The 16,127-nt window shown below is 51.4% G+C and carries 18 protein-coding genes; 2 read left to right on the forward strand and 16 right to left on the reverse strand.

Features of this window, described 5'->3' with window-relative positions:
• Positions 1-144 precede the first annotated feature (144 nt).
• From LG301_RS10660 to LG301_RS10670, 3 genes are all read right to left on the reverse strand, one after another.
• On the reverse strand, positions 145-1,365 hold the full coding sequence (locus LG301_RS10660) for a glycosyl transferase (RefSeq protein WP_404471141.1): 1,221 nt from the start codon (positions 1,363-1,365) through the stop codon (positions 145-147).
• 18 nt (positions 1,366-1,383) lie between these two features.
• Entirely contained in the window at positions 1,384-2,352 is a 969-nt protein-coding gene (locus LG301_RS10665; protein ID WP_404471142.1) for an HAD-IIB family hydrolase, read from the reverse strand.
• Between the two features lie 379 nt (positions 2,353-2,731).
• Positions 2,732-3,817, reverse strand: a complete 1,086-nt coding sequence (locus LG301_RS10670) for an OmpA family protein (RefSeq protein WP_404471143.1) — start codon at positions 3,815-3,817, stop codon at positions 2,732-2,734.
• Between the two features lie 102 nt (positions 3,818-3,919).
• On the opposite strand from LG301_RS10670, the gene LG301_RS10675 reads away from it, so the two are divergent.
• Together LG301_RS10675 and LG301_RS10680 are read left to right on the forward strand one after the other, a co-directional pair.
• Entirely contained in the window at positions 3,920-4,657 is a 738-nt protein-coding gene (locus LG301_RS10675) for a hypothetical protein (RefSeq protein WP_404471144.1), read from the forward strand.
• A gap of 4 nt (positions 4,658-4,661) precedes the next feature.
• Positions 4,662-5,249, forward strand: coding sequence for a FlgO family outer membrane protein (locus LG301_RS10680; RefSeq protein WP_404471145.1), 588 nt, complete (start codon positions 4,662-4,664; stop codon positions 5,247-5,249).
• Between the two features lie 3 nt (positions 5,250-5,252).
• Here the strand turns inward: LG301_RS10680 and LG301_RS10685 are convergent, their stop codons facing one another.
• The 13 genes from LG301_RS10685 to LG301_RS10745 all read right to left on the reverse strand — a co-directional run bounded on the left by LG301_RS10685 (position 5,253) and on the right by LG301_RS10745 (position 15,947).
• Positions 5,253-6,509: an O-antigen ligase family protein gene (locus LG301_RS10685; RefSeq protein WP_404471146.1), complete on the reverse strand. Its 1,257-nt coding sequence runs from the start codon at positions 6,507-6,509 to the stop codon at positions 5,253-5,255.
• The gene (locus LG301_RS10690) at positions 6,484-6,786 is read right to left on the reverse strand and encodes a hypothetical protein (RefSeq protein WP_404471147.1); all 303 of its coding nucleotides are present in this window, start codon (positions 6,784-6,786) and stop codon (positions 6,484-6,486) included. Before LG301_RS10690 ends, LG301_RS10685 begins: the two co-directional genes overlap by 26 nt.
• Before the next feature lie 3 nt (positions 6,787-6,789).
• The gene (locus LG301_RS10695; protein WP_404471148.1) at positions 6,790-7,446 is read right to left on the reverse strand and encodes a hypothetical protein; all 657 of its coding nucleotides are present in this window, start codon (positions 7,444-7,446) and stop codon (positions 6,790-6,792) included.
• A gap of 123 nt (positions 7,447-7,569) precedes the next feature.
• On the reverse strand, positions 7,570-8,583 hold the full coding sequence (locus LG301_RS10700; RefSeq protein WP_404471149.1) for an Rpn family recombination-promoting nuclease/putative transposase: 1,014 nt from the start codon (positions 8,581-8,583) through the stop codon (positions 7,570-7,572).
• A 212-nt stretch (positions 8,584-8,795) separates the two neighbouring features.
• A complete protein-coding gene (locus tag LG301_RS10705) occupies positions 8,796-9,032 on the reverse strand; it encodes a hypothetical protein (RefSeq protein ID WP_404471150.1) in 237 nt (78 codons plus the stop codon).
• An 89-nt stretch (positions 9,033-9,121) separates the two neighbouring features.
• Positions 9,122-9,550: a hypothetical protein gene (locus tag LG301_RS10710; RefSeq protein ID WP_404471151.1), complete on the reverse strand. Its 429-nt coding sequence runs from the start codon at positions 9,548-9,550 to the stop codon at positions 9,122-9,124.
• Between the two features lie 2 nt (positions 9,551-9,552).
• Positions 9,553-9,891, reverse strand: a complete 339-nt coding sequence (locus LG301_RS10715; protein WP_404471152.1) for a DUF6036 family nucleotidyltransferase — start codon at positions 9,889-9,891, stop codon at positions 9,553-9,555.
• A 72-nt stretch (positions 9,892-9,963) separates the two neighbouring features.
• Positions 9,964-11,117 (reverse strand): IS3 family transposase gene (locus LG301_RS10720; protein WP_404471153.1). Its coding sequence is split into 2 segments (ribosomal slippage): positions 9,964-10,874 and positions 10,874-11,117, totalling 1,155 coding nucleotides; the frame shifts between segments, so codons are not numbered across the junction.
• 157 nt (positions 11,118-11,274) lie between these two features.
• Entirely contained in the window at positions 11,275-12,054 is a 780-nt protein-coding gene (locus tag LG301_RS10725; protein WP_404471154.1) for a hypothetical protein, read from the reverse strand.
• A gap of 406 nt (positions 12,055-12,460) precedes the next feature.
• Positions 12,461-12,769 (reverse strand): hypothetical protein, encoded by a 309-nt coding sequence (locus LG301_RS10730; protein WP_404471156.1) that lies wholly within the window; start codon positions 12,767-12,769, stop codon positions 12,461-12,463.
• Positions 12,770-12,828: 59 nt separating this feature from the next.
• Positions 12,829-13,026: a hypothetical protein gene (locus tag LG301_RS10735; protein WP_404471157.1), complete on the reverse strand. Its 198-nt coding sequence runs from the start codon at positions 13,024-13,026 to the stop codon at positions 12,829-12,831.
• A 214-nt stretch (positions 13,027-13,240) separates the two neighbouring features.
• Positions 13,241-15,256: a hypothetical protein gene (locus tag LG301_RS10740; RefSeq protein WP_404471158.1), complete on the reverse strand. Its 2,016-nt coding sequence runs from the start codon at positions 15,254-15,256 to the stop codon at positions 13,241-13,243.
• Between the two features lie 532 nt (positions 15,257-15,788).
• Positions 15,789-15,947, reverse strand: coding sequence for a hypothetical protein (locus LG301_RS10745; RefSeq protein ID WP_404471160.1), 159 nt, complete (start codon positions 15,945-15,947; stop codon positions 15,789-15,791).
• Positions 15,948-16,127: the final 180 nt, after the last annotated feature.

Consider the following 16,127-nt stretch of genomic DNA (forward strand, 5'->3'; position numbering starts at 1 on the left):
TGGTTATATGTTTATACCTTTATGGCATTTAAAACACTTTATTAACGCCACTGTTAACCCCTCGTGTGATTGGCAGCACGTGAGACACTGGAGACATATACAAAAAAAACCCTGCCATAAGCAGGGTTCCAAACAGCGAAGCCGCTACACCTTTCCTTGGTTATCCAGCTCTACTGCTTCGTGCATGCGCGTTAGCAAATCGGGGACCGCGGCTTGAACACGGTTCCAGCTGGGTATAAACGGGCGCTCCCGAGGGTTTTCTAAAAACAGGTTACCTGCTTCTAACAGGTTGCTGGCAAACAGTTCAACGGCCTGCTCTTCACAGTGCCGGTCCAGGCTCAAACCGTTCATGGTGGCATCGTGGTCATAGGCTTCGATGAGGTCTAAGGCATAGCGGTAATAGGTGGCTTTAAGCGTGCGGAAATCCTCGCTACTAAAGCTCACTCCGTGGGTGGCGAGCTTGCGATACAGCGCCTTGGCGATATCCAGACTCATACGGTTAAGGCCACCATTAGGGTCGTCTTCGCTCACCGGCTGGTGTTTATGATCATAGGCATCGGCAATATCGACCTGGCACAGCTGCCGTGGCGCGTAGTTGCGCTGTAACTCGGAAAGCACGCCAATTTCCAACCCCCAGTCTGCCGGTATGCGTATGCCTTCCAGTACCTCACTGCGCATAGCGAACTCGCCAGAAAGCGGGTAGCGGAAGCTATCTAAGTAATCTAAATAAGGCAGTGGCCCGCACACCGTTTTAAGAGCACGTATAAGCGGCGTCACCATCAGCCTTGAGACTCGCCCGTTTAGTTTCCCTTCAGCAATACGCGGATAATAGCCTTTACAAAAACTATAGTTGAACCGTGGATGAGCAACGGGGTACATAAGGCGTGCCAGCAGGCTGCGGTCATAGGTGAGAATATCGCAGTCATGCAACCCCACCACCGATGAGCGCCCTGAGGATAAGATATAGCCTGCGCAATACCAGACATTACGCCCCTTGCCCGGCTCCAATGCGCCTAACCCATGGCTCTCCAGCTCGGCATCTAGCGCCCGTAACCGCGGGCCATCGTTCCACAAAATGCGGGTATGTTGAGGAAGGCGCGAAAAAAACTCCCGAGCATATAAAAACTGGTCGCGGTCGGCGCGATCTAGGCCAATCACCACTTCGTTGAGATAGGGCACTTTAACTAATTCATCGACAATCGCAGACAGCGCTGGCCCCTCTAACTCTGAAAACAGCGATGGCAAGATCAACCCCATGGGGCGGCGCTTAGCAAACTGGCAGAGCTCTTGCTCAAGCGCGTCAACTGAACGGCGCGTTAAGTTGTGGAAATCGGTAATCAAGCCATTTTGATGAAAATCACTCATGTAGCAAGCCTCCTTGGCTTATTGGCCATACGCGTTGACGTCATGCTGCTCATGCACAGCATCACAGGCTGGCACCGCCGTTACACGGCGGTTATCTCGCCCCCACCAATGGGCTACCCCTTCCGCCCAGCCTAATGGTCCGGTTGCCTCGGTGCGGTATAACGCGCCACTTTGCGGCGATACCTCCAAGCCATGGCACCCTCTGATCACCACGGCCTGATCCACCGCCTCCAACATGCTGATATCGTTTGGGCCATCACCAAGCCCCAGCGCAATCGGCGCACTCCCCCTAAGCGCGCTGAAGCGTTTAATCAACCACGCGACGGCACTGCCTTTATCAGAGGCGCGCCCCATCACATGCCAAAAACGCCCGCCTTGGGTCAGCTCAAGGCCGTCGCCCGCCAGCGCACGACGAAACGCCTCAAGCGCTTTCTCATCATCCTGCCAAATCAGCGGCTCGCTTCCCTCCCGCTGCTGAGCCGCCCTGGCCCGCGTCTCGTCCAGCCCGGTTAACTGCATGATTTGCTGCGTATTAAGTTCACTCATGCGGGTGAAACGAAGGCCCAACCGTTCTCGCCATATTTTGAGCCGAGCACCAATAAATCCCACATCCACCCCCGTGTGTTTAACGACTACCCCATCCCGAGCGCTGCCTGGACGGTCTAAACGGGCATGGCACCAGCCAGGCGGCAAGCCAATAACGGCGCCATTTTCAGCAACAAACGGGGTTGCCGTTAGGCCAAGTAATTCACGAAGGGGGATCAGTTCAGCGCGGGTTTTGCTGGAAACCGGTATCACCGGCACGCCCAGCTGTTTAAGGCGTGCTAGCCAAGGGGCCGCTGGGGAAAAGTCGTAGGTATGATGATCCAGCAGCGAGCCATCAAGGTCTGTTACTACCAGGCGTGGCTGCGGTGCTGGGTCCATCGCAGGGGATACGTGGTGCGGCAATGCCCCCGGTGTTGAAGGAGCGCTGGCCTGTTTAGACATAACATCACCTTTGGCTATGCGTCGATAAACAAACAAAGCAGGTTATATGCCAAACAAATACAAGCTTTCGAAAACAAATAGATAGGAACAAAAAAACAGCTAGAGATGCGTAAGCACCACTAAAAGGCAGGCGGTTCGCACCAACAAGGTGCAGAAAACGCTGCCGTTAAGCGTCAAGCGACTGCTACCAAAATTAAAAAAAGACGAAAATATTTGCACAAACCCTTGGCAAAGCACCCCAAATAGCTATACTGACATTGTACTCACTGGCACCTCTGTACACCCCCTCACCTGATGCCAGTGAGCTGCAGTGAGCCAAGCCCTTTAATGCCCGCCTCCCCCGGCGGGCTTTTTTTTGCAAGCATTACTCAGGTAAACGCTACTCGACGTGAATAACCACCTCGACACGGCGATTGCGTGAACGCCCTTCTGCGGTGCTGTTATCTTCCAGCGGCTGCGTTGCCGCAAGCCCTACCGCACGCAAACGCTGCGGATCTACACCTGCCGCTTCAAGTGCTTCTACGATGGCAATGGCGCGTGCGCTGGAGAGCGCCCAGTTGGATGAAAACTCAGGGGTATTAATCGTCTGACTATCTGAGTGTCCCTCCACCCACACCTCGCCATCGTAACGCTGGATGGTGTCTAACAGGCTGCCGACAAGTGAAGAGCCGCCTTCTGAAAGCTCCGCTGCCGCTGATGGAAACAGCAGCCGATCTTGCACACGCAGGCTAATACCTTCAGCAACGCGCGACACTTCAACGCCTTCTAAGTTGGGCAAGTAGGGGGACGTTTCTACCCGCTCGTCTAACGACTCATCCAGCGCCAGCGCATGGCTAACAATCTCGTCTACCTCTTGTACATTCACCGGCGGGCGATCGGTCAACAGCACCATGTAATCGGCAAACGGCGACACCGCCTGCTCGCTCGTCGCTAACAGCGGGCGCGGCAATACACTCTTATTCAGCACACTTTCAGGCGATACTGTCTCAGGCGATACTGTCTCAGACAATGCTGTCCCAAGTAGCGTCTCAATCGTGGGCGCTTCAGGCGGGGCGGGTGCGGGCTCTGCCACCACACGCGCCAGTAAGGGGGGCACCTCCGCGATTGAACGGCGCTCCGGTAATCCAGCCACGCCTAACGCAGCGCTGATAGCCATCTGATTCAGCTCGCCAGGGCGGGTGGGAGCGATATAGAAGCCTTCGCGCGGCGGGCGCACACCGGCAAGCTCGGTAGGCAACGGTATATCCAGCATGGGCAAGGCGTCGTAACGTGGCTCTAGCGCGTCTTCTTGCGGCTTCCACGTTGGGCTAGTGACCCCTGCTCCAGCAATAATAATCACGAAGAGCGCCACTAGTAACGTCATTATATCGATGTAGCTAATCATCCAACCGCTATTGCTATCATCATCTGAATAGGCAGTAAGCAGCGAATCATGACGTGGCCCAGCGCGGTGATCTTCAAGCATTCGGGCAATTACTCATTAAGTTTTTAACCTCATGGCCGATATAGACTAAGCGTGGCAGACTAGTCTACCAAAAGCCGTTTTGTAGCGAGAAGGAACTATCAGGTGCGTATTCGTTTTATTTCATCCTCTAACCTTCGTTTTTTACGCCCTGTTAGCGTAGGGCTTGCCGGCCTAATGCTCAGCGGCTGTTTTTATGCCAATACCTCACAGGCGCCGGTCGCCACCACCTACCCCTACACAGAGCAGCAGCGCATGCAGGCGGCTCACCATTGGGAAGTGCTTGCCCGGCATGAAGCCAACGGTATTTTGCGTAGCGAGCGTGTGCGTTTCAGAGATTTACACATTCCCGCTAAAGAGCACGCCTATCTCAGCGCCTACAGCGGCGGCGAATTCGAGCGTGGCTTTCGCACACTGCTGACCAGCGAGCTGGTTTCCCGAGGGGGCAGTGTGACCACTCAGCCCCGCGCAGGTGGCGCCACCATCCAAATTGATGTGGAAGTCGTCGAGCACCGGGATCGCGGGTTTATCCGCCCGCCCGTTGGCGCCTTTACTGCATTAACGGCAGGGGTCGCGGTGGCCACTATCCCGTTTAACCAGTGGAGCGAACCTGCCTTAGGACTCATTCCTGCCGGCGTTTTAGCAGACACCACAAGCGGCAGCTGGACCCATACCGGCAACGAAGAAATTATCGTGACCACGCAAATTGTTGAGGAAGATCAGATCCTCTACTCCTCCTCCAATATCTACTACATCAATGCGGGAGATCGCCGCCACTATGCCCCGCATCGCGTTCCTCAAGCGCCTGTTACGCCCTCTGTTTCCATCACCGATAATTGGTAACGCTATGTTTTTAACTTCCACAGCCTTTTTTGGGCGCGATTTAGCGCGCCGCACCTGCCCTTTAATGCTGATAGTGACCACGCTGTTACTGGCAGGGTGCGCTAACTTTGGCAACACTAACACCCAGGCACCACCGCCTGAGCCTGACCTTGCCGAGCTAGTCCACACCGCCGCTAGCCAAATGGTGGCCAGCAACCCAGAGATCACCCGTTACAGCCCGATGATCGCGGCGACGTTTGTCAGCATCGACAATCTCAGCCAATCCTCAACGTTTGGACGAATTAGCTCTGAGCTTATGGCCTCTGCCCTAGCGAGAGAAGGCATGCAGGTGCGCGAAGTCAAAATGCGCGACAGCATGTTTATTGAAGAGAGCGTCGGCGAACTGATTTTATCCCGCCAGGTTCAGCGCTTAAGCGCCCAACACAATGCGCGCTCTATCCTGATGGGCACCTATGCCCAAGGGCAGGATTACCTCTATGTTAGCGCCCGGGTAGTGAGAGCGGGAGATGCCATGGTGCTAGGCAGCGCTGATTTTAGGCTGCCCCTGAACAACAACACCCGCAGTTTGTTAGAGGGCCAAGGTGGCTGGTGACGTTTAGACGCCTGCGCTTGGTTTAACGCTGTGCTTCCGGCAGGAAGCACTGTAACTACCCCACAGCACGGCCAGCCAAAAGGCGTAAAACATGGCCCCACTATTGTGGGCTAAAAAGGTTTGCGATAACCCAAAATCGATGTACGCCACGGGCAGAAGCGTACCCGCCACCGCCAATGCCCGAACATTAAGATCTGGATGCAACAATCCAGGGGCAAAGACTTTTAGCGGCGCCATATAGAGCAGCAACAGCGCGGCTAGCCCCACCAGCCCCTGTTTCGCTAACACATCAATAAACTCGTTATGCGCATGGTCAAACAACGTGACCATCTGCGTTACAACCCCCTTCTCGGCCAGCGCCACCTGCCCATCGTAGTAGCCCGTCTCCCCCCAGCCAAGCAGCGGCCGTTCGCTAATCAGCTGCGCTGCGCCGCGCCACATTTCAAAACGCAAGCCCAGTGAGGTATTCCGCTCGCCGCCCGACACATACAGGCTAATGTCACTAACTGCCGCTTGAACTCGGTGCTGCACACCGGTTTGCGGCAGTAAATATACCGTCGTCACGATGGCCAGCATTAAACCCACGGCGGCCAATTTCACGGAGGTTGCCAAGTGGCGGCCATAACCGCGATAAAGGACAAAAGCGATCACCGGCAGCCCAATCCATCCCCCTCGACTACCCGACATCAGCGACCCAATCATGCCAAACAGCCCACCGATTAACAGCAACCCTACCCACCAAAACCGTTGACGCTGAACCACCGCCCAGCCCAGCCCCGCAAAACACAGCACGCCCATTAACATGCTCAAGTTACCAAACTGGATAACCTGCAAATGACCGGTCGCACGCTCTGCGCCTTCTACCAGTTTCTGCCACATGCCCCAACTGCCCGCGCTAATAGCCCCGCTGGCTAACCCAGCCCACAACCACGCCTGGCGCGGTGGAAAACGCAGCACAAGTAGCAAAACCGGCACCGCCAGCAAAAATCGCACCGGGCGATCAAACCCTTTAGCACCATGGTCAATCATCGACAGTCCGCCGACGACAACGCCGTAAGTAACCAGCGCGACAATGACCCAACGATCTTGAGCAGAAAGCGGAACAGCAGAACGAACCCACACCGCACTGGCAAGCACCAGCAAAGCAGCGCCAATGGAGTAACCTGAAGGAACCGCCAGGGCAAGAGCACCCAATAGGAAAACAGCACCGCTGATAAAACAGCGCACCCGCTCTTCACGAGAAGCAAGATGACTCAGCATAATGAACAACCTGACCAGGGCATGAAAGCAGCGGATAATAGCACACCCTAGGGCTAGGGAATGCGCTGCAGAAGTGCCATTGCGAGGAACCTGTAAGAAGGTCGGCCTTCTCTACTTTCGCCGTAGTAGCATCATCTGGTGCGCCAAATGCTCGCTCGTATAATTCAAAAAATGCTTCCTTGATGACTCTGTCCAACAGCATCATTACCTGCTCTTTTGTAAGCGTATCTGGAATATCAGGGTCGGAAAGCGAAGCACTATAATTATAATTGCCCATGCCTTACCTCTTCTCGGATAACAAACACTCGATGCTGTCAGCGCTCAAAATATCGCGGCTCAGCCGAAGCAGCTGATCATATTTCAACCTACACACCGCCTCATCAACCCAAAGGGGAAGATCACCAAATTTTTCATGGAGCTGGACACGCAACGTACTTCGCATCCCCTTGTTAAAAGAGCGCTCTTCCCAATGCTCGGGGGGCACCTGAAGGATTTGCTGCCCCAGTTCAAATCCCAAAAATATCTCCTCTAAATAACGATATTTTTGTGAACCATAAAGCCATTTTTGTAGCTCCTCGTTTCGAGCATTCCTTAGCTTATCAAAAACCCAATCCGGCAGTTCTCCAAATCGCTTCTCGCAAACACGCTGGATATAGACCTCAACACCGCGTCGCACGGACGCTTCTCGCCAACTCACAAAGTCATCTGACTCAATATCAATCTGCTCAACAATCTTTTCAGGATCGGTCACGCCTAGGGAATAAACGTCTTTCACTGCCCTAACGAACGCCTCAGGTAGACCAAGAGCCTGAGCAAGTTGTTCATCGTCAACGGATAGAACATTGATACTGGATAACACTATTCTGACAGAAGAGATGAACCGTCCTTCTAACCATCCCTCTATCCAGTCTTTCTCCCCCATTGTGAAATCAGTCATCGAGTTTTTACCTCAGTGATACAAACCGTCAATTCCTTGCAGGGGGGACGGGGCGAAGAATGCCTGCAAACAACCTATTCAATTTCTGGCCATTACAGGGAATTGTCAGGAATTAATGCGGGATCAGTGTTGGGTCTCGGCACGCAGCTTTTCGACTTCCTCGACGGGCAGTTCTTCAATCTCTGCAATCAGCTGGTCATTCATTTCGGTCAGTGCAATCAGCTTGCGGGCCGCATTGCGCTTGCTTTCCAACGCACGCTGCTCGGCTTCTTGACGCCCTTTCTCAATACCTAGTTTCTCACCCTTTTCGATACCTAGTTTCTCGCCTATCTGACGACCTCTTTCTTCCCACTGCTCAGGCCACTTTTTGATTCGTTCTGCTAGCATGTCGTGTACCTCATGCAAATTGGTGAAATCGCTAACCTCGGGAAACTCAAGCCCTGGGGCACGGTTTGGCAAGAACACGCGATAGAACCAAATAATAATCGCCCGCCGCAAACTCGCTTGTTCTGGGCCATTTAACCACTCAGCCAGATGCCCCATCGCTTCCGATACATCGCTTTCATTGCGGTGCTTCTCAATACGAAATATCGCTGCCACGATATTGTGCATTTCGTCTGACCACCCCGGCGCATCAACAATCGCTCCTTCATCCAGCAACAAATAGCTCAGATTGGGACGATAACGCTCTAAACCACCCGGTACTGGTTCGACCAAATCTGCAATGTTTTGTGCCGCTGTCCAGCGCTTTTCTCCATTATAGAGCACGATGGGCAATACAGGTGGCAGCTTGCCGCTCGGCGTAAAAGCGTCCTGACGAATCAGATCCTGATACAGCAGCCCCAGGTAGCTCATGATGCGCACGGCCATGTGCTTATCTTCCGAAGACTGAAACTCTAGGAGAAGATAAACGTACAGCCAGCGGTCTCGCCACCATATCCGCCAAATCATGTCATCTTCACGGTCCCGCAGCTCATCGGTGATATAGGTGCCGCTGACCTGTTCCATCTGATTAAAATCCAGCTGCTCCACCCAGGCTTCATTGACGAAACCGGTGAGCAAGTCCCGCACCATTTGTTTATGCGAAAACATCAGCTTATAGCTGTGATCGTGGCGGTTATGAATTTTGCTGGCCATGCGCGCTCCTATTTCAATGTTTTCATTTTACCACAACACGCGATACCCAACGCCCACTACAGCGCCCGAACGTGCTTCTGCTGGCATGAAAGCGGCTATTACGTAGGGAGTGTATTAGGCAGCAAAAAACAAGCAGATACGACAAGGGCAGCCCCATTCGGTGGCTGCCCTTTTTTGTACGTGTGGCGGGGGTTACTGGAATTAATGCAGGATCAGTGCTGGGTCTCAGCACGCAGCTTTTCGACTTCCTCGACGGGCAGTTCTTCAATCTCTGCTATTAATTGATCATTCATTTCAGTAAGCGCGATCAGCTTGCGGGCCGCGTTGCGCTTGCTTTCTAAGGCACGTTGTTCAGCATCCTTTACTCGCTGCTCAGTTTCCTGCAAAACCTTTTGCCGCTCTGCTTGCCGCTCTTGCTGCGCCCAATTCTCTAAATTCTCTGCCAACATATCTTTATCCTCCACCACACTGTTGAGCTGATCCAGGTTGATTTCAGCCCCGAATCAAAGCAGGTGGGCATTATCCAGAACTTGGTTCATTAAGCACTCAACCCGTGACGATGCCCGGTTGCATCCGCATAAGTTCGAGTCTGCAAAGGAAGCAACGCTTTGCGCAGTGGAGCGGTGGCATCGCTCAGTCCCCATCGCTTGCTGGGAGAATATCGCCCCTGGGTGGGAGTGTCGTCGCTTCCCAGCAGTTGCTGGTGGAAATACCTGGTGAGCTGTTGCAGATGTCGTGCGGTATCACGGCGACATACCGGGTACTGGCTAAGCAGCTCAAGCACGCAGAGTGTTCGTTGGAAGTCCTCGCGAGGCATCACGCCACACAGACTTTCCAGTTCCGCCTGTGTAGGGCGATAGCCACGAAACCAGACGGCTTCAGCAAGCTGCTTCGCGTCATCTACAGCGAACTCAAGTGGGCGCGAGCCGACCCGGTACAACCGTTTACGTGTGAAGGAAACTGCCATAACTAGCCCTCGCTGTGGTGATATTCGTCTAGTACCACATTCAGATTGCCCAATATACGGGTCTCGTCGCCTACATAGTAGCTGATCGCTTCCCGAGCCAATCGTTCGAATTCGCCAATATCAATTTGAGGAAGCTGAAGCAGCGCCTGAATATCGTGCTGGTCGCGGTCGCCAAAACGACCGAGCTTGGAGATGGCCACATCAAGCGCACTGGCGACATAAACCTCCACGTTGGGTGCACTACTTTGCGTCACCAGCCGAACGACACGATCCTCGTAGTCTTCGTGTAACGGGGCGAGTGTCGTATTGAAGCTGGCATCCAGCTCTAGCAGCTGCGTCATGCCCTCTTCGTCTGTGAACACATAAGCGTCTTCATCCAGCAGGGCAACGACTTCTGAATCGCCCCGGATATTCTAGACACCCGTTAGGCTCTTAAAGTAACGCCTTTCATACTCAACCGGTGACAAGTTATCACTTGTGCCGTGGCGGCGCTTTGGGTTGTAGAACATTTCAATGTAATTGAACACGTCGCGTCTAGCCGCTTCGCGTGTCGAATAAATTTGTCGCTTGATTCGCTCTCGCTTGAGGAGTTGAAAGAAGCTTTCAGCAACGGCGTTGTCATGACAGTTACCTCGTCGGCTCATGCTGCCCACCAGGTGATTAGCTTTCAGAAAGCTTTGCCAGTCTCCACTGCTAAACTGGCTTCCTTGATCCGAATGTACCATCACAGTTCCTTGCGGCTTGCGTCGCCAAACTGCCGACAATAAAGCATCCAGCACTAACTCCGTGGTCATACGTGACTTCATCGACCAGCCAACCACTTGACGAGAAAACAGGTCGATAACCACCGCTAAATAAAGCCAGCCTTCGTACGTTCGGATGTACGTAATATCCGTCACCCAAGCAATATTTGGCGCTGTTACTTCAAACTGACGGTCTAAATGGTTAGGTGATACGATGGCCGGTTTTCCACCGCCATAGCAGCCAGGGCGTCGTCGATAGCCGGTCTGAGAGCGTAAACCTTCCCTCCGCATCAGGCGGGCCACTCGGTGCTTACCGCAGGCTTCGCCAGCCTCACGCAAATCCTGATAGACCTTGCGATAGCCATATACACCGCCGCTTTCAAGCCACGCATGCTTGATCAATCCCAAGAGACGCTGATCACCCCGGTCTCGATTAGACAGTGCTTTTTTGCACCATGCGTAGTAGCCGCTAGGGTGCACGGCCATCATGCGGCACAAGCGACGTACCGGATATTGCCCCGCATGCTTTTGAATAAACGCGTACCTCAGTCGGACTCCCTGGCGAAGTACGCGGTGGCCTTTTTTAATATATCTCGCTCTTCTGACACGCGTTTTAGTTCAGCCTTCAAACGACGATTTTCAGCTTGGAGATCATCATCTTCTTGCCGTTGTTCTACCGGCTTATCGTAGCGCTTGATCCAGTGGTACAAGCTGTGGCCTGACACGCCTAAACGCTCAGCGACCTCGGCAACTCGATGGCCACGCTCTACCACCTGCTTAACGGCTTCGATTTTGAATTCTTCAGTGTAACGGGGACGGCTCATGGATCCTCCTAGATACCTTTAGTATAAGGCCTGGAGGTGTCTATGAAACCTGGGCGATTCAGTGTATAAACACAAAATAAAAACAGGCAAGGCTGTTCCGCCGCCTGCTTTCATCACCTCATTACTCACGACTAATTAGAAATCAGATAACGCTTCTTCAAGACGCTTTTTTACGCTCTGTGGGTAAATCGGCCAGGTGGCGAAGATTACGCTCTATCTTAATAAAGATGGACAGGAAAACGATTAATAAAAACGCGCCAAAGGTACCGCCTGCCACATAAAGACTTTGCATCCCTTCGACTGTATCTTGTGCATGCTGGCGTTGAGCTTGACTACGACGGCGCTCTTCGGCGCTCAGGGCTTGTTCAAACTGTTGGTCGAAACCGTCTAGAACATCATGGCTAATATCAAAGACATTTTGGTTGTTAGCCACCTCGATCACATGTTCGTCTTCCAGCATATTACGCACGTAAGGCACAATATCGTTAGCATACGCTTGGGTGTGACGATAAGCACCGTAGGCCTCTGCACGATTGCGTACATGGTTGATCACAAACTCCATATTGACCCCATTCGTTTCACCGGTTACCTCGGTCACGAATCTATCAATCATATTAGCAACTTCCTCATACTGCGATTGCAGCGGGTCTTCCCATGTCGGCTCAGTTGATGAGGCAGCCTTGTTTGATGAGGTAGCGCTGTTATCCACCGGCTCATCATGGGTGTCTTCCGGAATCTGGTATTGCGCAATCAGGTATTGCTTATTAGAGGTTTGCGGTTCGATCGATGGGACATAGGGAGAAAATGAGGGTGGTCCACCCACAATTTTCAGGGCGTTGATGCCGAAGAAGATAGCACCAAGCAACAACCCACCTGAAATAATCAGGACAACACCGCGAAGAATCCCCAGATAAATATTTTCTAATTTTTGCAGCATGAAGCTTTCTCTTGTGTAGTTTTTTGAGTTAAGCAACTCTGTACGTTAGCAAAAATAGATATATCGGGATAGCGAGCCTCTCCATTAATAAAAGTGGTAATGGCTTGCTATTAGCGTGCGCAAAGGGATGTGAGTCGTCTTGTAAGATATTACTGACAAAATTTTCAGCCATGGCTTACATATTTATCCGCTTTGTCGCACAACGTTTCTGTTGCGGAACATAGGAACGCAGCAAAACGTACGCCGGTAGGCTAAATAACAGTGGGATAACGCGAGCTGAAAGGTTTGTCTTTACCGAAGGAATTAGGAGGAATTAAGTGGTGACTTTGGGGTGATTACCGCTGCGCTACTACTCCTCAAACTCAGCCATCCAATAGAGGGATGGCTAAGCTGACGTACCATACCTTCAAACAGTATCAACCACTTTGTACGGTGCTTTCCGCTTCGGCCAATTAGCCTGGATAGCATTGAAAACACGTCCAATATGATCATCATCTTGCGCGGCAGCAGCGCCCACATAGCCCTCGCCTTCGTTCCAAACTCCGAAGGCGAAGTAAGTATCTGAAAGGTCATGTTGATGCGGATTATCTTCAATATAAATGATGCCATCATGCGACACTCTCAGCTGCCGATCTCGGTCATCGTTGCGAGATGCAATCAGCTGACGCAGCTTATCGATGGTGAAGTCCTGAGTGATATCGATTTGTATATCCATGATGTCAATTCCTTATTTAGCGGTGATGATCCATTATATTAGAGATACTAGATCATGACTCAACTATCAAAATCAAACATCAAATCATCATCCCCTTCCCCAAACAGCTCGTCCAGGTTCTCCGGTACTTCATCGGTACTACTAACCTTCGCCAACATTTCCGCACACTTGGTCAATTCACCCAGTTGGTGGGTCGAGAGCATCTGAGCATAGCCAACGATGCGCAGCCAATGATCCTGCACGACAGAAGCCATCATCCGAAAACTCGCTGCAATACCTACGACCACCGGCTGCATCACCTAGCTCTACTTTCTGGTGCAAGGAGGTGCACCCTCACCAAATGACGCAAATTGCTTTTTTAACGCTCAAGAACTGTTACTAGAGTGACAAATAGTTCGTGGCATTTTGGTTAAAAAGTGAACGAATAACCCGCCTCAAAGGAGGCGGGTTGTGGGGGTAGAGATAGAGGGATTATGTTACTTCTGGGGCTTGGATAACGACGTTCCCTTCGTCAACCATCAAGCCCACGATCGCTGTGATTGCGTCAGTACTAACCACTTGTTTGGTCATATCAGCAAAACCATGTGTAGTAGCAAAGCTACCAGCCTCAATTATATTATCCGTACTCGCCTCTAGCCACTCAACTAAGTCCAGAGTGGAATCGAGAGGCTCTCCACCCAAGGTGTTCTCTGTATCGGCTACTGTGTCCAGCGCCGCGAGCATTTTGTTGTAGACGTTCTTACTAACGAGGTTCGCTAAAGCAAGGTCAAAATCAGCCGTCCCGTCATCATCTTTGTCGAAACTGATCACAAGGTCGACGTAATTAAGGCCTCCTGTCTCTGCCGTGAGACCCTCCCCCTCCTCAATACTAATCTGGGTGATTAGATCTACCAAATCAGACTCGCCTTGAAGATTCCAAGACGTGATATCAACCACATCGTTCTGCACAGGGCTATGGGAGTAGCCGCCGGTTGATGCAATCGTCATGTTCTCCAGAGCAATATTGCCCCCAATTTTATCTAAGGAAGGCAGCTTAATAGTCTGGTCTGACTTACGAGTTATGGCAGTGGTAGCGTCTCCCAGGTCTGTCTTATTACCCCAAGTATCATTCGCTAAGTCGGCAACCCTAACAGTAATGTTACCAATAGTGCTGACCTGGGATAAATCGAGCGTGGTAGGGGCGGCCCATTCACCTTCCACAACCTTGAGGCTAGAAATATCCAACTCACTCTCGATTAGTGTAATGGAAGATGCATCCTGGGCTTCTACTACCTGAGGCACTACGGCATGGTCATAATTTTCATCTGAGCCATACCAAAATACATTCCCCAAGCTATCGAGAATTTTATAGTTCAGCGTCACTTGAGTTCCACTGACTGTTGATTGAAGTGTCTGTACTTGAGCAACTGACAAATGGTCATTAGGCTCAACAATATCAACCGCCTGAATGATCGCAGCAACGTCGCTTTCAAGAGCCGCACGGTTTGACGCAATTTCAAAAATTGCATCGGTGGAATCCTTGAGCGTAAATAACCCCAAAGCTGTACCGAGGTCAGTTTTGACCACATCACCGCCCGATTTTACGATGCTTTGATCAATATTTTGTGCGTAGAATGCAGCCAAACCCTCTGCAACACTGATAGTTCCATTAGCTGGAGGATTTGCCAGTGCGCCTGTCTCTTTGTTTAGTGCAACATCATATACAAAAAGTGCCTGAAGAAGAGTGTCAAACTTCTCATCACCGGTAGACTCCAGCGGGTTGTCTTTTGGTAGATTAAGAGCACCTTTTAAGATATCAAGAGCGCGCTCACTCTCTGTAACCGCCGAAGAAAGATTCACAAAAGCGCTTTCGCCAGTAAAGTCGACGGATAGAAATTTTTCCTTGTCGTCTTGTATTCTTATATTGTAATCGTCTGGCAATGAACTGAGCGCGAGTGCCTCAGCAAGAGTGTAGGTGGGCGTCCCCCCACCACCGCCGCCACCAGTGCTAGGCGCGTCTTCTGTTTCACCGTTAACACGATCTTCTACCGCTTGCTCAGCAGCTGTCACGGTATCAGGGTCGTTGGTGACGCCTTCCAGCAATGTCTCTACGTCATCTTCCAGCGCTAAACCTTCGTCAGTGATACGTTGAGCAACAGCAGCGCGGTTGTTCAGTGCTGCGGTATCTTCCTCAGAAGCACCATCGGTGAAAGCAAACACTAGCTGGTCTAGATTGACGTTGGCACCGTCGCCTGTTAGCCAGTATTCCGCCTGCTCATCCGGCTCGCGGCCAAACATTTTAACGTACAGTTGAGCAACAAAGTCGGCGCGGCTCATTTGCCCTGGGCCTTCGGCAAACTCGGGCTGTTCATTGACGATATTGGCGCGCAGCTGCTCCAGCGTCAGCGTGCCGTTTTCAATCTGTTCATTCCAATACGCCAGCCCTTCTGCATCCGCAGGACGACCAAGAAGACCCAGATAAATTTTTTGAATATCGGCAGTTGCCATTAGCATTCCCTTAATTATTTAGTTCAGTTTTACTTTAAGTACTAAAAAATAAAATTAGCAAGACTAAGCCTGCTAAGCAAACCGACCTATTAGGGAGTAGCACAAGGTAAAATAGATATTCAGGTATTTTGGTCAAATCTTTAACGACGATCGTCACTTTTCGGGAAAAACTATCCTTTGTATGTAAGCTATTTCTTACAAAGGAAAGGCGATCTCTTACAAATAAATCCGAAATATCCTACTTTAGAAAACACTTTATAAACATATTGAACCGCCCGGTGAGCAGCCTTATATCGACTACGTCTCGCAAACGCTGCCAAATGATTCAATCTGCATTATTTCGACCCAAAAATCCTGTCACTAAATAGTCGAACGGTGACAGAATGTAACTATTGCTAAGTTTGATGTGCTAATCGCCTAGCCACTTGAATAACTTAGAAAATTTAAAACGACCTGCCGAACGTTTGATAGAAAATCTAGCCTACTACCAAAAGCGCCAAAATGATTCACTTTGACGCTTTTGGTGCGGTTCTCAACTATCAAAATCAAACATCAAATCATCGTCGTCGCTATCAAACACGCTATCCAAGTTCTCCGGCACTTCATCGGTACTACCAACCTTCGCCAACATTTCCGCACGCTTGGTCAATTCACCCAGTTGGTGGGTCGAGAGCATCTGAGCATAGGACAACTATGCGGAACCACCGATCTTGCCCGACATGAGCCATCACCCAGCGGCTAACCATCCTGACTTCTTCAAAATGCCAAGGAAACTGGTGCGCAAGAAGTGGCTGGGCGGCTTGCACTCCAGCTACCGTTGGGCCACGTAACGCTCCACAGATAGCGCGAAGACATCCCTTCTATCGGCGTT

The sequence above is a fragment of the Vreelandella venusta genome (assembly GCF_044809155.1).
In the GTDB taxonomy this organism is placed as follows: domain Bacteria; phylum Pseudomonadota; class Gammaproteobacteria; order Pseudomonadales; family Halomonadaceae; genus Vreelandella; species Vreelandella venusta_B.

Excerpts from the sequence above, each read along its gene's own strand:
- LG301_RS10740 (WP_404471158.1), bottom strand. The coding sequence starts at position 15,256 with ATGGCAACTGCCGATATTCAAAAAATTTATCTGGGTCTTCTTGGTCGT.
- LG301_RS10665 (WP_404471142.1), bottom strand. The coding sequence starts at position 2,352 with ATGTCTAAACAGGCCAGCGCTCCTTCAACACCGGGGGCATTGCCGCAC.
- LG301_RS10710 (WP_404471151.1), bottom strand. The coding sequence starts at position 9,550 with ATGGCAGTTTCCTTCACACGTAAACGGTTGTACCGGGTCGGCTCGCGC.
- LG301_RS10660 (WP_404471141.1), bottom strand. The coding sequence starts at position 1,365 with ATGAGTGATTTTCATCAAAATGGCTTGATTACCGATTTCCACAACTTA.
- LG301_RS10725 (WP_404471154.1), bottom strand. The coding sequence starts at position 12,054 with ATGCTGCAAAAATTAGAAAATATTTATCTGGGGATTCTTCGCGGTGTT.
- LG301_RS10705 (WP_404471150.1), bottom strand. The coding sequence starts at position 9,032 with ATGTTGGCAGAGAATTTAGAGAATTGGGCGCAGCAAGAGCGGCAAGCA.
- LG301_RS10735 (WP_404471157.1), bottom strand. The coding sequence starts at position 13,026 with ATGATGGCTTCTGTCGTGCAGGATCATTGGCTGCGCATCGTTGGCTAT.
- LG301_RS10670 (WP_404471143.1), bottom strand. The coding sequence starts at position 3,817 with ATGCTTGAAGATCACCGCGCTGGGCCACGTCATGATTCGCTGCTTACT.
- LG301_RS10695 (WP_404471148.1), bottom strand. The coding sequence starts at position 7,446 with ATGACTGATTTCACAATGGGGGAGAAAGACTGGATAGAGGGATGGTTA.
- LG301_RS10715 (WP_404471152.1), bottom strand. The coding sequence starts at position 9,891 with ATGACGCAGCTGCTAGAGCTGGATGCCAGCTTCAATACGACACTCGCC.
- LG301_RS10685 (WP_404471146.1), bottom strand. The coding sequence starts at position 6,509 with ATGCTGAGTCATCTTGCTTCTCGTGAAGAGCGGGTGCGCTGTTTTATC.
- LG301_RS10690 (WP_404471147.1), bottom strand. The coding sequence starts at position 6,786 with ATGGGCAATTATAATTATAGTGCTTCGCTTTCCGACCCTGATATTCCA.
- LG301_RS10680 (WP_404471145.1), top strand. The coding sequence starts at position 4,662 with ATGTTTTTAACTTCCACAGCCTTTTTTGGGCGCGATTTAGCGCGCCGC.
- LG301_RS10730 (WP_404471156.1), bottom strand. The coding sequence starts at position 12,769 with ATGGATATACAAATCGATATCACTCAGGACTTCACCATCGATAAGCTG.
- LG301_RS10700 (WP_404471149.1), bottom strand. The coding sequence starts at position 8,583 with ATGGCCAGCAAAATTCATAACCGCCACGATCACAGCTATAAGCTGATG.